General features: G+C 68.0%; 13 protein-coding genes. 7 read left to right on the top strand and 6 right to left on the bottom strand.

Annotation, left to right across the window (positions count from 1 at the left end; translation table 11 throughout):
* The first annotated feature begins 127 nt into the window (after positions 1-127).
* Genes AC5P68_RS16980 through AC5P68_RS16970 form a run of 3 tightly spaced genes read left to right on the top strand, consistent with a single transcriptional unit; the run spans position 128 to position 2,257 of the window.
* Entirely contained in the window at positions 128-1,228 is a 1,101-nt protein-coding gene (locus AC5P68_RS16980; RefSeq protein WP_288419005.1) for a sensor histidine kinase, read from the top strand.
* A complete protein-coding gene (locus tag AC5P68_RS16975) occupies positions 1,225-1,863 on the top strand; it encodes a response regulator transcription factor (RefSeq protein ID WP_005411236.1) in 639 nt (212 codons plus the stop codon). The genes AC5P68_RS16980 and AC5P68_RS16975 overlap by 4 nt, the downstream gene beginning before the upstream one ends.
* Before the next feature lie 22 nt (positions 1,864-1,885).
* Positions 1,886-2,257, top strand: coding sequence for a VOC family protein (locus tag AC5P68_RS16970; RefSeq protein WP_005411235.1), 372 nt, complete (start codon positions 1,886-1,888; stop codon positions 2,255-2,257).
* 65 nt (positions 2,258-2,322) lie between these two features.
* Here AC5P68_RS16970 and AC5P68_RS16965 read toward each other — a convergent pair whose 3' ends face one another.
* Positions 2,323-3,162 carry an arylamine N-acetyltransferase family protein gene (locus AC5P68_RS16965; protein ID WP_231522911.1) on the bottom strand — a complete coding sequence of 280 codons (840 nt, stop codon included), beginning with the start codon at positions 3,160-3,162 and terminating at the stop codon, positions 2,323-2,325.
* 203 nt (positions 3,163-3,365) lie between these two features.
* Between AC5P68_RS16965 and AC5P68_RS16960 the strand changes: the two genes are divergently transcribed.
* Entirely contained in the window at positions 3,366-5,903 is a 2,538-nt protein-coding gene (locus AC5P68_RS16960) for a methyl-accepting chemotaxis protein (protein WP_033834046.1), read from the top strand.
* A 77-nt stretch (positions 5,904-5,980) separates the two neighbouring features.
* Here AC5P68_RS16960 and AC5P68_RS16955 read toward each other — a convergent pair whose 3' ends face one another.
* The 5 genes from AC5P68_RS16955 to AC5P68_RS16935 all read right to left on the bottom strand — a co-directional run bounded on the left by AC5P68_RS16955 (position 5,981) and on the right by AC5P68_RS16935 (position 14,255).
* Positions 5,981-8,500: a PepSY domain-containing protein gene (locus tag AC5P68_RS16955; protein WP_288419009.1), complete on the bottom strand. Its 2,520-nt coding sequence runs from the start codon at positions 8,498-8,500 to the stop codon at positions 5,981-5,983.
* A gap of 628 nt (positions 8,501-9,128) precedes the next feature.
* On the bottom strand, positions 9,129-9,692 hold the full coding sequence (locus tag AC5P68_RS16950) for a TlpA family protein disulfide reductase (RefSeq protein WP_005411231.1): 564 nt from the start codon (positions 9,690-9,692) through the stop codon (positions 9,129-9,131).
* On the bottom strand, positions 9,689-12,061 hold the full coding sequence (locus AC5P68_RS16945) for a protein-disulfide reductase DsbD family protein (RefSeq protein ID WP_033834044.1): 2,373 nt from the start codon (positions 12,059-12,061) through the stop codon (positions 9,689-9,691). Before AC5P68_RS16945 ends, AC5P68_RS16950 begins: the two co-directional genes overlap by 4 nt.
* Positions 12,058-12,396 carry a divalent-cation tolerance protein CutA gene (gene cutA / locus AC5P68_RS16940; RefSeq protein WP_033834043.1) on the bottom strand — a complete coding sequence of 113 codons (339 nt, stop codon included), beginning with the start codon at positions 12,394-12,396 and terminating at the stop codon, positions 12,058-12,060. The genes AC5P68_RS16945 and cutA overlap by 4 nt, the downstream gene beginning before the upstream one ends.
* Positions 12,397-12,464: 68 nt before the next feature.
* Positions 12,465-14,255: an endonuclease gene (locus AC5P68_RS16935; protein WP_005414629.1), complete on the bottom strand. Its 1,791-nt coding sequence runs from the start codon at positions 14,253-14,255 to the stop codon at positions 12,465-12,467.
* A gap of 312 nt (positions 14,256-14,567) precedes the next feature.
* On the opposite strand from AC5P68_RS16935, the gene AC5P68_RS16930 reads away from it, so the two are divergent.
* The 3 genes from AC5P68_RS16930 (at position 14,568) to AC5P68_RS16920 (ending at position 17,332) form a co-directional block, all read left to right on the top strand.
* Complete coding sequence (locus AC5P68_RS16930) at positions 14,568-14,855, top strand: co-chaperone GroES (RefSeq protein ID WP_005411227.1); 288 nt, start codon at positions 14,568-14,570, stop codon at positions 14,853-14,855.
* An 81-nt stretch (positions 14,856-14,936) separates the two neighbouring features.
* Positions 14,937-16,586: a chaperonin GroEL gene (gene groL / locus AC5P68_RS16925; protein ID WP_005411226.1), complete on the top strand. Its 1,650-nt coding sequence runs from the start codon at positions 14,937-14,939 to the stop codon at positions 16,584-16,586.
* Between the two features lie 134 nt (positions 16,587-16,720).
* A complete protein-coding gene (locus AC5P68_RS16920) occupies positions 16,721-17,332 on the top strand; it encodes a DUF6445 family protein (protein ID WP_164076438.1) in 612 nt (203 codons plus the stop codon).
* Positions 17,333-17,481 lie beyond the last annotated feature (149 nt).

Genomic DNA, 17,481 nt, shown 5'->3' with positions numbered 1-17,481 from the left:
TGTGGCGCCAGTCTGCGTGCGGCGCTGCACCGGGTTCAGGGCCAGTGGTCATCGATTCGACGTGCCAGAAGTCACTTTCGGCGCCAGACCCATTGCCGCCGGCGTGTGCGGCGGTCAGCATCTGGCCATGCCCAGCCTGTTCCGCCATCTGTTGCGTCCCCTCAGCCTCGCCGGCCTGGCCACCGTGCTGGTGGTGGGCCTGTCATTCGCGGTGCAGCGCAACGGTGCCGGGCTGAGCCTGCTGCTGCTTGCCGTGTTCTTGCTGCTGTTCGTGGTGCACGGCTGGGCGTCGGTGCCATCCCGCGTGCGCGCTGTCGCGGCGGTGTTGCAGGCGTTGCTGGCGCTCGTGCTGGTTGCGCTGCAGCCGCGTACCGGCACCGCACCGGTACTGCTGGTGGTGCTGGTGGCGCAGCTGGCCGAGCATTGGCCACCGCGCTTCGTGCTGGCTGTTGCACTGCTGGCCAACCTCGCCATGTATCTCGTGCTGCGCCACAGCGGCTTCAGCCAGCCGCTGCTGGTGGTGCTGCTCTATGGCGGCTTCCAGGCCTTCGCCGCACTGACCGCACACTATGCCCGCAGCACGGCGCTGGCCCGCGATGACCTGGCCCGCGTCAATGCCGACCTGCTGGCTACCCGCGCGCTGCTGGCCGACAGTGCACGCGACGCCGAGCGCCTGCGCCTGGCCCGCGAACTGCACGATGTGGCCGGGCACAAGCTCACCGCGATGCGCTTGAACCTGCGTGCCCTTGCGGCCGACCCTGTGCTGGCCAAGCGCGAAGGATTGGTGCTGGCCGAGCAGCTGTCCGGCGAGTTGCTGGCCGACATCCGCCAGGTGGTGCAATCGATGCGCGATGATCGCGGCCTCGATCTGGCCACCGCATTGCACGCGCTGGCCGCGCCGTTCCCGCGCCCGAAGCTGCAGCTGCAGATCGGCGAGTGCGTGCGCGTGGTTGACCCGCTGATGGCCGAGACCGTGCTGCGCCTGGTACAGGAAGCGCTGACCAATGCCGCCCGGCATGGCAACGCAGACACCGTATGGCTGACGATCAACGAGGAGGATTCCCGGTTGCGTATCGACATCCGTGACGACGGCCAGCGCGCCGAGCGTATCCGCGAGGGCAACGGCATCGCCGGCATGCGTGAGCGCCTGGCCGCAGTGCGTGGCCAGTTGGAACTGGCCCGCACCGCACAGGGCGGCATGCACCTGACCGCCTGGGTGCCGGCATGAACGGCAGCGCGATCCGTGTTGCCCTGGCCGACGACCAGGCGCTGGTCCGCGCCGGGCTGCGTGCGTTGTTGCAGGGGTTGGGCGTGGACGTGGCGCTGGAGGCCGAGGAGGGCCAGGCGTTGCTGGACGCGCTGTCCACCCAGCGCGTGGATGTTGTGCTCAGTGACATCCGCATGCCCGGGATGGACGGCATCGAAGCAGTGCGCCAGCTGCGCGCGCGCGGCGATGCCACGCCGTGGCTGCTGCTGACGACCTTTGATGAAAGTGATCTGCTGCTGCGTGCCAGCGAGGCCGGCGCACAGGGCTTCCTGCTCAAGGACGCCGCACCCGCAGACCTGCGCGAGGCGATCGAGCGCGTCGCCGCAGGTGAAACCCTGCTGCTGCCGGTCAGCACCGAGCCGGTACGCGCCCGCTACCGCTTCCACGATGAAGCACCGCCCACCGATACCTTCGGGGAACGCGAGGTGGCGATCCTGCGCTTGCTGGCCGGTGGCTACAGCAACAAGGAGATCGCGCGCAGCCTGTTCCTGGCCGAGGGCACGGTGAAGAACTACGTGTCCGCCATACTCGACAAGCTGGGCACCCGCGATCGCACCCGTGCGGTGCTGAAGGCGATTACCCTGCGCATCATCTGAGTGGACCGAGCAAGGAGTGCCAGTGAACCCGATCCTGCATGTGGAAATCCCGGCCAGTGACCTGGACCGTGCCATCACGTTCTACCAGCGGTGGCTGCAGGTCGCGGTGGACGAACCTGTGGTGCTGCACGACTGCCGGATGGCCTACCTGCCGTTCTCCGATGAGGCCGCCGGTGCCAGCATTGCGCTGGTGCTCGGCGCGGACTACCGGCCTTCCGAACAGGGGGCGCGCGTCTACATCGGCGTCGATGACCTGGATGCGAGCCTGGAGCGAGCACTGCAAGCGGGCGCCGAGCTGTGCTTCGGACCCGCCGATGCGGGCGACTGGCGCGTGGCCGAGATCCGCGACAGCGAAGGCAACCGCATTGCGCTGCAGGCGCGCGCAGCTCTGTAGAGCCGGGACCACGCTCGGCTGCTGTTGGCCCAGCCGCTCCAGCTCAGCCGAGCATGGGCTCGGCCCTACAAGGTCGCGGCGCGCGAGCGCTGCAGCCAGTCATTGATGGCCGGGTCCAGTCGCGGGTCGTCCGGTAGCTGCATGCCGAAGCGCTGTTGCAGCACGGCACGCACATCACCCACATCATGCAGCGGGCGCTTGTCCGGTGCCTGCCCGGGACGATACTCGGTGTAGTTGCCGCTGCCGATGGTGCGGCGCCAGTCCGGCCCGGTCAGCGACGCGCGCAGCTGCCCGGGGAAACTGGAATCGGGATGGGTGCATACGTACCAGTTGCCCACCACGTTGTCGATCGGTGCCGGCGCCTGCAGGTCGAACCGATACATCGCCCGCCAACCATCGTTGGACTCGGCCGACAGCACGAAATCACCGTCGTCGGGCAGGCGCTGCAGCAGATAGCGTTCGTGCGGCGTGGCCTGCGGCTGCGGATCATGCAGGCGCAGCGGCACGGTCGGGGTCAGGCTGCCGAAACCGGCATCCACCAGCCAGTCGCCGCTGTCTACGTTCACGCGCAGCAGCAGGTGGGTACGCGCGGTCAGTTCGCCGTCCTGGGCGGCCAGCAGTACCCGCGCGCTCAATGGCTGCGCATCGAAGCCCAATGCCTGCAGCAGCGCCAGCAACCCGCCATTGAGTTCGAAGCAGTAACCACCGCGGCGCTCGTCGAGCAGCTTGCGCTGCACGCTGTCCAGGTCGATCGGCACCGCATCGCGCAGCAGGCAGCTGAGGGTCTCGAAGGGCAGCAGTGCGTTGTGGCGCTGCTGCAGCAGGGTCAGGCCGGCCAGAGTCCGCGGTGGCGGCGCATCCAGCTGCAGGCGCTGCAGGTAGCGGGGGACATCGAGCGTCGTCATGGAGGCACCGGGCGGGGGAGGGATGTCCACTGTGCTCCCCCAACCGGGGTTGAGGTCAAGCGCGGCGGCCGTGTCATGCCTCCGTCGCCTGCACCCGGTACAAAGGCCGCGTCCACCAGCGATGGGGGGACGCAGACGAAGAAGGCGCTAAAGTTGTCCTGAGTCAGGCCGATACAGGTGCGTCTTTTCGCCTGGAGTCTGTCATGTCGGCCGTTGTCCCCCACCTCCGGTCCCTGCGCACGCGCCTTGCTGCGTTGCACTCGGCGTCCCCCGGGCTGCTGCGCTGGCTGCAGCCACATCGGCTCAGCGTGGCCAACAAGCTCAAGGCCACACTGTGGATCTGCGGCCTGGGCCTGGTGGCGATCGCTGCTGTCTACGCCTGGACTGGCCGTGCCAACGCACTGGCTGCGCGCAGCCAGGCCAGCTACCAGCGCGGCAGCGATCTGGCTGCCAGCCTGTCCACGCGGGTGGCCGAAGCGCGTCGCCTGCAGACCCAGTATGCACGCAGTTTCGATGATGCCGACCGCGCGCAGCTGTTGGCCACGCAGAAGGCGTTGCAGACCGATCTGCAGGCGCTGCGCGCGATGCCGATGGATGCTGGCCGGCGCAAGGCCCTGCAGGCGCTGACCGAAGCCGCCGACGCGTTCTCGCAGGGTGTGGCCGCCCTGTTCGAACGGGTCGACGAGATGGGCCGTGGTGATGCCGGCCTCGCTGCGCAGCTGCAGCAGGCCGCCGACACCCTGCAGGCGCAGGTGGATGTGCAGCAGCGGCCCGCGCTGGCGCTGTCCCTGCAGACGATGCGAAGGCAGGAGGCACTGCTGCTGCTCGACGGTGATTCCACCCACGCCGACCGCGCCAGCGAGGAGAAGCTGCCGTTCGACCTCGCGCTGGCGGGCCTGCCTGCGGATGTGCAGGACACCCTGCGCACCGGGATGGAGGCGTATCAGGCCGCACTGCTGGGGTATACCGCTGCCCGCGTCGGCCTGGATGTGGAAGCGCAGTCGCTGCTGGATACCGCCACGGGCGTAGCGCCGGCGTTGGCCGCATTCCAGCAGGCACAGGTGGCGGCGCTGGCCGGGGCGCAGGCACGCCAGCAGGCCGGCGCGCGCACCATGAGCGTGCTGTTCGCACTGACCCTGCTGCTGGTGGCCGGCGTGCTGATCACCAGCCTGGTGCTGGTGCTGCGTGCGGTGCGGCAGCCGATCCAGGACACCCTGCGTTTCGCCAGCGACATCGCCGACGACCGCCTCGACACCACCCTGCGCGTCTACAACGCCAACGATGAAATCGGCCAGCTGGCCCAGCGCCTGGTCGACATGCAGCAGCGCCTGCGCGCGCGCATCGAGACCGAGCGTGCGGTGGCCCGCGGCAACACCCGCGTGCGCCAGGCATTGGACAGCGCACAGGCCGGCTTGATGGTGATCGATGCCGAAGGCCTGGTGGCGTACGCCAATCCGGCGCTGCTGGAGCAGCTTGCACTCCGGCTTGAAGATCTGGTGGGGAGCGATGCGGTACGCCTGCATCCGGCACTGGCCAGCCTGGCTGGCGTGCGCCAGCGCGAGGAGCGCGAGATCGGTCATGCCGGCGTCCGCTACCAGTTGATCGCCAATGCCATCACCGACGAAGGGCATTTCCTCGGCGTGGCAGTGGAGTGGCGCAGCCGCGCGCTGGAAACGCTGCTGGAAACCGAAGTGGCAGCACTGGTCGATGCCGCCGCACATGGCGACCTGCACGGCCGCATCGCGCTGGAGGGAAAACAGGGCTTCGTGCGCACGTTGTCGACCAGCATCAACCGCCTGCTTGCGACCTTCGAGACCAACCTCGGCGATCTGCAGGCGCTTCTGGCGGCGCTGGCCCGTGGTGACCTCAGCGTGCGCATGGAAGGTGAGCTGCAGGGCGTGTTCGCACGCATGCGCGACGATGCCAACGCCACGGTCGCGCAACTGGGCCGCATCGTCACCCGCATCCAGCAGGCGACGTCCAGCCTCGACACCGGCGTTGGTGAGATCGTTGCCGGGCACCATGATCTGTCGCAGCGTACCGAACAGCAGGCGGCCAACCTGGAAGAGACGGCAGCGTCGATGCACGAGTTGACCGACACCGTTGGCCGCAATGCCGATGCCGCGGGCCGCGCCGATGCCCTGGTGCAGGGGGCGGCCGCGGTGGCCCAGCGCGGTGGCGAGGCCGTCGGCCAGGTGGTCGCGACCATGCATGGCATCAGCGAGGCCTCGCGGCGGATCGGCGACATCACCCAGCTGATCGATGGCATCGCTTTCCAGACCAACATCCTCGCGCTGAATGCCGCGGTGGAAGCCGCGCGTGCAGGTGAGCAGGGCCGCAGCTTCGCCGTGGTGGCTGCGGAAGTGCGCCTGCTGGCCCAGCGCAGTGCCGAAGCGGCCAAGCAGATCAAAGGACTGATCGAGGATTCGGTGGCGCGTGTTGGCCAGGGCAACCAGCAGGCCGAGCAGGCGGGCATCACGATGGGCGAGATCGTTGGCAGCGTGCAGCAGCTGGCCGAGCTGCTGGCCGGTATCCGCAGTGCGTCGCAGGACCAGCATGCCGGCATCGCGCAGGTGAAGCAGACCATCGTGCAGATGGAAGCCAGCACCCAGCGCAACGCCAGCCTGGTGGAAGAGGCTGGTGCCTCCACCGCGCAGATGCAGGCGCAGGTACACGCGCTGACCGAAGCGGTGGGCGCGTTCCAGTTGCAGTCGATGCCACAGGCGCGCGCTGCGGCCTGATCGTGCTCCGGTAGTGCCGGCCGCTGGCCGGCACGCCCCTGATCATGCCGGCCGGCGGCCGGTACTACCCTTGTGGCTCAATACACGTCGCGACGGTAGCGCCCGGTCTCCAGCAGCGTTTCCACTTCTTCATCACCCAGCGCTTCGCGCAGCACCTGGTCCACGCCTCCGGCCATGCCCAGCAGCGAACCGCAGACGTGGATGACCGCACCACGCTGCATCCAGTCGCGCAGGGCATCGGCTGCTGCACGCAGGCGATCCTGCACATAGCCGCCCTCACCATCGCGCGAGAACGCCAGGTCCACCCGCGCGAGATGGCCATCGGCCTGCCACGCTTCGATCTCATCGGCGAACAGGAAGTCGTGCGCGCGCTGGCGTTCGCCGAACAGCAGCCAGTGCCCGTGCTCACCTGCATGCGCGGCTTCGCGCAGCAGGCTGCGCAGGCCCGCGATGCCGGTGCCATTGCCGATCAGCACCATCGGCGCACCGCCAACGCGATGGAAACCGGGGTTGCGGTGCACGCGGGCCACGATGCTGGCACCGACCGGCGCATGCAGCGACAGCCAGCCCGAACCCAGGCCGGTGCGTCCGGTTTCGTCATGGACCAGCCGCACCACCAGTTCGACCGCACCGTCATCCGTACAGGATGCGATGGAGTACTCGCGCCCCGGCAGCAGTGGCAGCCCTGCCAGCCAGAGGCACGCATCCTGCACCGCCAGCGCAGCATCGGCATCGGGCAGCTCGCGCTCGCTGGCCAGCGCCAACAGCGTGCGCGGCTGGCCGTCAATCAGCAGCGGCTGCTGGGGATCCAGCCCATGTGCCTTCAGCACCGCAGCGGCGTGCCGCGCGTTGTGGCGGGGCGCGATGTGCAGGATGTCGCCCGCCTGCCACTGCACATCGGCCGGTGGCGCAAGACGGATGCGCCAGATGGCGCCGCCCACGCTGCCTGGATTGAGGCGGTCACGGCCGAGCAGGCGCCACTCGTGCATCTGCGTCGCGGCCGGCAACACGCTGTCATCGGTGGCGATGCCGGTCAGCGCGCCGAGATGTTGCTGCCACTGGCGCAGCGCCGGTATCGCGGCGGCATCGACATCGATGCGCTCGAACAGCGCACGTGCGCCGTTGCCCAGCAGCCAGCCATCGAATTGGCGGCCAAAGCCGCAGTAATGCGGGTACTGGCGGTCACCCAGGGCGAGCAGGCCGAACTGCAGGCCCGACAGATCGGGCGCTTGTGCCAGCAGCCGCCGCGCAGCGCCCCGTGCCGCATCCGGCGGCTCGCCATCGCCGAAGGTGCTCAGCACGAACAATGCCTGTGCAGTGCGCGCGAGCTGCGTGGCATCGACCCGGGCCAATGGCAGTACCTGCACGCCATGGCCAGCGGCCTGCAGCTGCGCGGCGGCACGCCAGGCCAGCTGCTCGCCCAGCCCGCTCTGGCTGGCATGCACGACCAGCCAAGGTGCGCGGCCATCATCGCTGGCAACCGGCAGCGACCGGCGCAGCCCGCGCGCGGCACGCTGGCTGCGGCGGCGGTCCAGGTACAGCATCCAGCCGGTGATGAAGAACAGGCTCATGGCCAGACTGCTGAGCATTACCACGACACGCCCGGGCATGCCGAAGTAGCTGCCCGAGTGCAATGCGAACACGCTGGTGGCCAGCTGCGCGCCGGCGCGCTGGCGCGCGTAGGGGCGCGAATCGAGGATTGCCCCGCTGGCCGGATCCAGCTGCAGCAGATCATGTGCACGGTCATGGTGGCCACCGCGCTGTGACGGATCGCCAGCCATCACCCGCACGTTGAGCGCCTGGCCAGGCTTTTCCGGCAGGCGCAGGTCGATGTAGCCGGTGTGCACGCCGGGCAGGGCATACAGCGTGGCTTCGATGTGCTCCAGGTTCAGGGCGGCGCCGGTGGCGACCTTGTGCTTGGCGGCCGGTGCGACGCCCAGCAGCGTATTGGCGGCACTGCGATACCAGTCGAAGGACCACCACAGGCCGGTCAGCGCACTCATCAGGTAGATCAGCAGCATCCAGGTGCCGACCACCGAGTGCAGGCTCCACAGGAAGCCGCGGCCGCTGCGTTTCCATTCCACCGCCAGCCAGCTGCGCCAGCGCCACCAGCGCCGCGGCCAGCGCAGGTAAAGACCGGACAGGGTGAAGAACAGCAGCGCGATCGCACAGCTGCCGGTGATCCACTTGCCGCGCTCGCCCGCGGCGAGGTGGCGGTGCAGGTCCTCGACGAAGTCGAAGAACGCCTGCCCACGCAAGGCACTGAAGCGCTCGCCGCTGTACGGGTCGAAGTAGACCCAGTGTTCCTTGCCACCAGCGAAGCGTGCCACCGAAGGCCGCTGCCCGGTGGCGTCCACGCGCAGGCGCTGCAGGGGGCGATCACTGCCGGCCTGCAGCAGCGGCACCAGTTCGCTGAGTTGAAGCGGAAGCTGGCCGTCGGCATGGTGCTCGGCGATTTCGGCGAAGCCGGGGTTGGCCGCGCGCAGCAGTTCGTCCTCGAAGGACAGCACGGCGCCGCTGAGGCCCATCACGGCCAATACGGCACCGGCGGTGATGCCCAGCAGCCAGTGCAGTTGGAACAGGACGTTCTTGAACATGGAAGGAGGAGGGCCTGGAAGGCTGCCGCCCGCATCCTGCGCAACAGCAAATGAGAATTAGTCGCGGAATTCTCCGTGGCGCCCCGGCTGCGGTCAAGCTGGGGGTATCGGCCGGGCGGCGCCCGGCACCCGCGGTAGTGCCGGCCGCTGGCCGGCAACCTCAGAAGCAACAGCCGAAGCAACAGCAGGTTTCCTGTGAGGAGGCGGGGCGGGTCCGGTTGCGGGGGACGGCGCAAGTACGTCCCTGTAGCCTTGGCCGCGGCATCCATGCCGCGGACACCCCCGCAACCGGACCCACCCCGCCTTCGACAGTTTCCTGCGATCTGTCGGAACGGCGTTCTGCTTTGGTCGGCACGGGGTCTGATTCCGTTCTGAATATCGATATCTGACAGATGTGTCGACCAAGGTCGACACCTACCAACAGCCGCGAAGATCTGTCAGAGGCGGGGCGGTGTCGGAGTGCGGGGTGTCAGCCGCATGGATGCTGCTGCCAAGCTTACAGGGACGTACTTGCAGCGTCCCCGCACTCCGACACCGCCCCGCCATCCCACGGAATGCCCGCTTTGGCTTTGGCTGTTGCCGTTGCATTGAGCAGGGTGCAGGGCTGCAAGCCCTGCAAAAAACACCCTCACTTCACCCAGCTGTCGATCTCGCCGTGGGCGAACGGTCCCAGCTTGGCCTTCACCAGCCGCCCCTGCGCATCGAACAGCACGCTGTAGGGCAGCAGGCCCTGTGTATTGCCCAGCTGCACGCTGGCATCGCGCGGCCCCGGGGTCTCGATCACGATCGGATAATCCACCGGTACCCGCTGCAGGAAACCGCGCACGTCCTCCGGCGTATCCAGCGCCAGTCCCAGCACCTGCACACCGTGCTCGCCCTGGATATGTGCGAAACGCGCCAGTTCGGGCATTTCTTCAACGCAGGGCGCGCACCAGCTGGCCCAGACATTGATCAACAGCGGGCGACCGCCAGCGTGCTGGCGCAGGTCCAGCGGCCGGCCTTCAAGATCGGGCAGCGACAGCGCGGGCAGGCTGTCGCCGACCTGCAGGGCAGGTGCCGCAGCCGCCACAGCAGGCGCCGCTGGCATGGCCTCAGGCGCAACCGGCGCAGGAGCCAATCGATGCCCGGCCCACAGGCCGAGGCCGGCGGCCAGCACCGCTGTCCACAGCAGCGCTGGCCGTTGCCACTTCATCGCGCGGTGCGCAGCAGCGCTTCTTCGACTACCGCCTGGGTCAGCAGGGTCGGCAGCACGGTCGGCGGTGCGCCGGGGCCGTACACCACGTACAGCGGCACGCCGACGGCCTTGTGCTCTTCCAGGAACGTGGTGATCTGCGGATCGACGTTGGTGTAGTCACCGCGCATGTACACCGCGTTGGTGCGCTTGAGCAGGTCCTTGAACTCCGGCCGCGACAGCACGGCGCGCTCGTTGGCCTTGCAGCTCACGCACCAGTCGGCGGTCATGTTGACGAACACCACGCGGTTGTCGGCGCGCAGGCGGTCCAGCAACTGCGGCGAATACTCCACCACGTTGTCGCTGGCGGCCTGTGCGGCGCGTGCCGGCGCTGCCAGCTGGGTCACGCCCCAGGCCGGTACCAATGCGCCGATCGCCAGCAGCACGCCGAGCAGGGTCACCGCACGCGAGCCGGTCCAGCGGTTGCGCTCGAACAGCCACAGGCCGAAGGCGAACAGCAACAGGCCACCCAGCACCAGCGCCATGCCGTCCACGCCGCGTTGCTTGCCCAGCACCCACAGCAGCCACAGCGCGGTGGCGTACATCGGGAAGGCCAGCACGTGCTTGAGCGTTTCCATCCACGGGCCGGGCTTGGGCAGGCGGCGCGCCAGCGCCGGCACGAAGCCGATCAGCAGGAACGGCAGCGCCAGGCCCAGGCCGAGGAACAGGAACACGGTCATCGCCTTCAGCGGCGGGGCAATGAACGCGTAGGCAATCGCGCCACCCATGAACGGGCCGACGCAGGCACTGCCGACCACGCAGGCCAGCGCACCGGTGAAGAAGTCACCGGCCGGGCCGCTGCGGCTGGCCAGCGACTGGCCCAGGTTGCCGATGCCGCCGCCCAGGGTGAACACGCCGGACAGGCTCAGGCCTACCGCGAACATGATGTAGGCCAGCGCCGCCACCACGCCCGGGTGCTGCAGCTGGAAGCCGATGCCGACGGCGTTGCCGATTGCGCGCAGGCCCACCATCAACGCACCGATCACCGCGAATGCGACCAGCACGCCCAAGGTATACCAGAGCGCGTGGCTGCGTGCGCGCTGCGGGCTTTCGCCACTCTGCGCCAGGCTCAGGACCTTCAGCGACAGGATCGGCAGCACGCAGGGCATCAGGTTCAGCACCAGGCCGCCGGCCAGCGCCAGCAGCAGCACCCAGACGAACGAACGGTCCGGGTTCGGTGTGGTCGCCGGCGGGCGCGTACGCAGCGCGTTGTCACCGCGCGCATCGGCGGCGAATTCATTGCCGTCCACGGTGCCTGCGACGGCCGGGGGGGCGGCGTCCGTATTGGGCACCGTCGGCAGCAGGCGCAGGGGGGCGCCGTTGGCGCCTTCGCGTGGCGCCACAGCCAACGGGCTGATTACCTCGTTGCGCGGCGGTGCCTGGTCGGCGCTGGCGCTGACCTTGCCGGCCGGGATCGACAGCTTCACCCGGCGGGTCATTGGCGGGTAGCAGATGCCATCGGTCTGGCAGCCCTGGAAGGTCACCACGAGGGTGCCGTCAACCGCGTCGGCAACCGTGCGCCGCAACGGCAGCGGCACTTCCACCTGGTTGAAGTACACCGAGACATCGCCGAAGTGCTCGTCGCGATGCGACTGCGCGGCTGGCCAACGCGGCGTGCCGGCCTGCACGCCGGTGCTGCCTTCCAGCTTCAGCGAGGTGCGGTCGCGATACAGGTAGTAGCCCGGTGCCGGGCTGAAGCGCAGCAGCAGGGTGTTGCCGTCGCTGGCGATGGCATCGAAGCCGAACGCCTGTTCCGACGGCAGCGGCAGCGCCTGGCTGTTGCTGGCGGCACCCGGCAGGCGCAGGCCGCCGCTGTTGCCGGCACCGGCCAGTGGGTTGTTGAACGGACTGGCCGCACCGGCGCGGCCGGCCGGGGCCGCCGCCTGTGCACCGCTGCCAGGCAGGGTGACCTGCACCACGCGCTTCTGCGGCGGGTAGCAGACACCGGCATCTGCGCAGCCCTGGTAACGCACTTCCAGACTGATGGTGCCGGCGGCCTCGGTCGGCGTGCCGGGCAGGGTGGCCTGCAGGCGCTCGCGATAGGTTTCGACCTCGCCGAAGAAATCGTCGTGGTGCTTGTCGCCCTTGGGCATCTGCAGCGCGCCGGCATTGAAGGCCGGGTCGGCCTTGACGCTGGTGCGGTGGCGATACAGGTAATAGCCGGGCGCGATCTTGAACTGCAGTTGCACCTGGCCACGTTCGGGGGCGGTGGCGGTCAGCGCGAACGCCTGGTCCACCGGCAGCAGGTCTTTCTCATCCAGGGCGAACGCCGGCAGCGAGAGCCACAACAGGGCGCACAGGGCGGCGCCACGCGCAAACAGAGTCTTCAATCAGTGTCCTCCCGGGTCTGTGCCCGGATCCAGTCCAGATACGCCGGCAGGCCGGCCCGGGTTTCGACCGCGATGCACTCCGGGAGTTCATACGGATGCAGTTCGACGATCCGGGCGATTGCGTCATCGACGCGACTCGCGGTGGTCTTCACCAGCAGCTGCAGCTCGGCGTCGGTGGTCACCTCGCCCTGCCAGCGGTAGGTCGACTGCGCGCCATCGAGGCGGGTCACGCACGCGGCCAGGCGCTCGCCAACCAGCGTGTGCGCGATGCGCTCGGCGCTGGCCCGGTCCGGGCAGGTGGTCAACAGCAGCAGGACGGGATCGACGGTCGACATGACCGTCGAGTATAGGGCCGCCGCCGGGTCAGGACCCGGCGGCGGCCGTGGACCGCTGCGTTGCGCGGTCAGTTGGCCAGCTGGCAGGTGGCCGGCTTGGCCGAGGTGAACAGGCCAGGGGTCGCCCACTCGGGGTGGTCGATGAACGGGTTGCGGTTGCCCTGGAAGCTGTAGATCACGTCATTGCGCGCACGCTCGGCATCATCCGGCGGATCGGACAGGTGCCAGTCGATCAGCGTCGACAGTAGGCCCATGTAGGCCGGTGAGCTGCTGGTCTTGACGATCCTGCTGCGGTCGTCGGTCAGCTCCAGGTCCGGCTCGGACTGGCCAGTGGCTGCATCCTTGCCGCCCTCGTAGCGGATCGCCATGTACATCACCGCACGCGCCATGTCGCCCTTGCGCTTGCCCCACACCTCGAACGTGCCGGTGTTGCCGTCCGGCGTGCGCACCCAGTTGGAGTTGCCCGGATAGCCACCACTGCCGCCACCCTGGCCGTTGTTGGCCTCGGTGGCGCGCTCGCCGCAGCTGGCGTCGCACTTGCCGAACGGCTTGTTGCCACGGTCGGCGTTCCACTGTGCATCGGTCAGGTACAGCATGTGGGTGTCGGTATACGGCGCGTACGGCAGGCCCTTGTCACCCGTGGTGGTGGCAAAACCCAGCGAGTTCGGCCAGGTGTGCTCGCGGTTGTACTTCAGGCCACTGCCGCTGCCGGCGCGATCGGTCACCTTGGCGTAGCTGCGGTTGCGATACGCGTCGAGGATGCGGTTCGGGTTGTTCGGGTCCTCGTCCGCGATCTCCAGGATGGTCCAGGTACTGGTGCCCGAGCCGCTGTACGGGTAGGCGGTGTGGCCCTTGATTGTCGCGTGCAGCGAGCAGCGCAGCTGGCTCGGGCTGGAGGTGTTGACCTTGGAGTAGTAGCCGGCCGGCACACCCGGGTTGCCCGGGTCCGGATTGCCGCCGGTGCTGGCCACGGTGAAGGCGATGCGGCTGTCGGCCGCCGGGTGTGCGCCCTGCAGGTCGGTGATGCGCGCGGCGCGGATGTCGAAGCGGCAGGCTTCACCGGCCACCAGCGCGGTGTTGGTGGACAGCTTCACGCTGCGCCCGCTGGCCGGGAAGGTCAGCGGCACGCTGCCGGAGGTACCGCAGCTCAGCGCGAAGGCGCCGCTGGCGAGGTTCACGGTTTCGCTGAACACCACTTCCAGATCGGCGGCGGCCGGGAAGGTGCTGCTGCCCTGCGCCGGGGTGGTGGTGGACACCGACGGCGGCGTGTTCGGGCCCGGGGTGCCGCCGCCACTGAAGGTCTGGCCGTTGTTGCAGCTGCCGAAGGTCTGCCTGGCCGACTCGGCCCAGGTGAAGTGGGCGTACTGGCTGCCGCTGCCGGTCAGCTGCAACGAGGTGCCGGGGGCCGTGCTGTTGGTCTCGGCCACCGGAATGTTCTGGCTGGTCATGCCGGCGGCAGGGCCACCGGAGGCGGTGATGGCGCCCTCGTAGCTGAGGAACTGGACCACCTTGCCGCTGGCGTCGACCAGGGCGATGCCGTCGTTCGGGCCGTTCTGGATGCCGTTGGTCGGGTAGTTGACCACGGCGATGCTGGCGCTGCCGCAACCGGCGGCGGTGCCGGCCGGGACCGGGTTGTTGGCGTAGACCGTGGCGGCCGAAGGATTGCTGCCGTTGTAGAGGTAGAGGCGGTAGCCGGACAGGTCTTCACCTGCGGTAGCGACCACTTCGATGGCTTCGCCGACGTCACCGGCGGCGGTGCTGTCGTCGTAGTGCAGTTCGTTGATGAAGACCTCGGCCTGGGCCGGCGCCGCGGCCAGTGCCAGCAGGCAGGCGGCGGCAAGCGGGGACAGCAATCGCATCGACTACTCCTTGTGATTGGGAATGCGTGACCGAGCCTAAGGCCGATCCAGTGACACTTTGTCGTAAATGAACGTCAGATATCTGACAGTGCGACGCTTGTCACCGAAATTGTCCAGGACCGACGCCTTGGCCGAGGCGCGCGGGTGGAAAAAATTTTTTCATTCCGCCCTTGAAAGGGGGCGGCGGGGCTCCATCTCTGCCCTGCTCCCGACGTTGTCGGGTTTCTTCACGTGCGGTTCTGGCACTCGCCTGGGGTGAGTGCTAACATCGCCGGACTTTTTTAGACCAATCAATCACTTAAGAGGTCTCCTATGAGCATCAAGCCGCTGCACGACCGCGTTGTGGTCAAGCCGATCGAAGCCGACGAAATCTCCGCCGGTGGCATCGTCATCCCCGACTCGGCCAAGGAAAAGTCCACCAAGGGTGAGGTCGTGGCCGTCGGCCCGGGCAAGCCGCTGGACAACGGCAACGTGCGCGCGCCGTCGCTGAAGGTCGGCGACAAGGTCATCTATGGCCAGTACGCCGGCAGCTCGTACAAGAGCGAAGGCGTCGAATACAAGGTCCTGCGCGAAGACGACGTGCTCGCCGTCATCGGCTGAGCCTCGGCGCGACCTGTTTCAACCTGATCCCAAACTCCCAGCCGCCGGGCATCGTCCGGCGCTACCAATGAGGTAAATGCAATGGCTGCCAAGGATATTCGTTTCGGTGAAGACGCCCGTTCGCGCATGGTGCGCGGCGTCAACGTTCTCGCCAATGCCGTCAAGGCCACCCTGGGCCCGAAGGGCCGCAACGTCGTGCTGGAAAAGAGCTTCGGCGCCCCGACCATCACCAAGGACGGCGTCTCCGTCGCCAAGGAAATCGAACTGGCTGACAAGTTCGAGAACATGGGCGCGCAGATGGTGAAGGAAGTTGCTTCGCGCACCAACGACGATGCCGGCGACGGCACCACCACCGCCACCGTGCTGGCCCAGGCCCTGATCCGCGAAGGCGCCAAGGCCGTTGCCGCCGGCATGAACCCGATGGACCTCAAGCGCGGTATCGACAAGGCCGTTTCGGCCGCCGTCGCCGAGCTGAAGAACATCTCCAAGCCGACCGCCGACGACAAGGCGATCGCCCAGGTCGGTACCATCTCGGCCAACTCGGACGAGTCGATCGGCCAGATCATCGCTGACGCGATGAAGGAAGTCGGCAAGGAAGGCGTCATCACCGTTGAAGAAGGCTCGGGCCTGGACAACGAGCTGGACGTGGTCAAGGGCATGCAGTTCGACCGCGGCTACCTGTCGCCGTACTTCATCAACAACCAGCAGTCGCAGACCGCTGACCTGGATGACCCGTTCATCCTGCTGCACGACAAGAAGATCTCCAACGTCCGTGACCTGCTGCCGGTGCTGGAAGGCGTCGCCAAGGCCGGCAAGCCGCTGCTGATCGTGGCCGAGGAAGTTGAAGGCGAAGCGCTGGCCACCCTGGTCGTCAACACCATCCGTGGCATCGTCAAGGTCGTGGCCGTCAAGGCCCCGGGCTTCGGCGACCGTCGCAAGGCGATGCTGGAAGACATGGCCGTGCTGACCGGCGGCACCGTGATCTCCGAAGAAGTCGGCCTGTCGCTGGAGAAGGCCACCATCAAGGACCTGGGTCGCGCCAAGAAGGTGCAGGTCTCCAAGGAGAACACCACCATCATCGACGGCGTCGGCGACAAGGCCAACGTTGATGCACGCGTGGCGCAGATCAAGACCCAGATCCAGGACACCTCCTCGGATTACGACCGCGAGAAGCTGCAGGAACGCGTGGCCAAGCTGGCCGGCGGTGTTGCCGTGATCAAGGTCGGCGCCTCGACCGAAATCGAAATGAAGGAAAAGAAGGATCGCGTCGACGACGCCCTGCACGCCACCCGTGCGGCCGTTGAAGAAGGCGTGGTTCCGGGCGGCGGCGTCGCCCTGGTCCGCGCGATCACCGCGCTGGCCGGCCTGAAGGGCGCCAACGAAGACCAGAACCACGGCATCCAGATCGCCCTGCGTGCGATGGAAGCCCCGCTGCGCGAGATCGTTGCCAACGCCGGTGACGAGCCGTCGGTCATCATCAACAAGGTCAAGGAAGGCACCGGCAGCTTCGGCTACAACGCCGCTACCGGCGAGTTCGGCGACATGCTGCAGTTCGGCATCCTGGACCCGACCAAGGTGACCCGTTCGGCGCTGCAGAACGCGGCCTCGATCGCTGGCCTGATGATCACCACCGAAGCCATGGTTGCCGAAGCTCCGAAGAAGGACGAGCCGGCCATGGGCGGCGCCGGTGGCATGGGCGGCATGGGTGGCATGGGCGGCATGGACTTCTAAGGTGCACGCCCGCGTCGGACGTTGCCGGCCCTGGCCGGCGCGTCTCCCCGATGCACGGAAAAACCCCGCCGCGAGGCGGGGTTTTTTTGTTGTCCGGTTGCCGCCATGGCGCCGCGTCGCTACGCTCGCAGACCATGCCTACCTCGTTCATCGTCGTCGACGACTTCCTCTCTCCAGCCGATGCACACGGCCTGCGCCAGGCCGGGTTGGGCCTGACCTACCCGGCGCAGGAGGGAGCATTCCCCGGGCGTAATTCGCTCGAACGGCTGGAGCTGGACGGCCTGTCCGAGGCCGCGTCGCGGTTGGTCAACGAGCCGCTGCGGCCGGTCAATCCGTTGCAGTCGCACGGCAAGTTCCGGCTGACCCTGGCCAGCGATGTGGGTCGCGCCAAGGTGCACACCGACCATTCGCACTGGTCCGGCATCCTCTACCTCAGCGCCCCGGAGCACTGCGAAGGGGGTACCGAGTTCTTCCGCCATCGCCGCACCAACACCGAGCGCATGGCGTTGAACGCCCACGATCTGGCTGCGCTGGGCTACGCCAACGGCGGCGACATGCATCGGGACATCATCGAGCGCGACAGCGTCGACGACAGCCAGTGGGAAATGACCATGCGCATCCCGATGCGCTTCAACCGCCTGGTGCTGCTGCGCCCGTGGTTCTGGCATACCGCCGGCCCGGCCTTCGGCGACCGGCCGGAGAATGGGCGGCTGGTCTACCTGATGTTCTTCGAGCAGGCGCGTTGAAGGGAGGTCATCCACGCATGGCGTGGATCTTATCTCTTGCCAATCTGGCACCTTGGGTGCCGAGAGCCCGGCGTGGGCGACCGTGTGGATCCAGGTCTTGCGACCGAGAAGTAGCTTGGGTCCCCACGCCGGATTCTCCCTGAACCGCC

This window comes from Stenotrophomonas sp. YJH_SMC_58 (assembly GCF_059369635.1).
The sequence above is the reverse complement of the archived record's forward strand: the minus strand, read 5'-3'. Positions and strand labels throughout refer to the sequence as shown.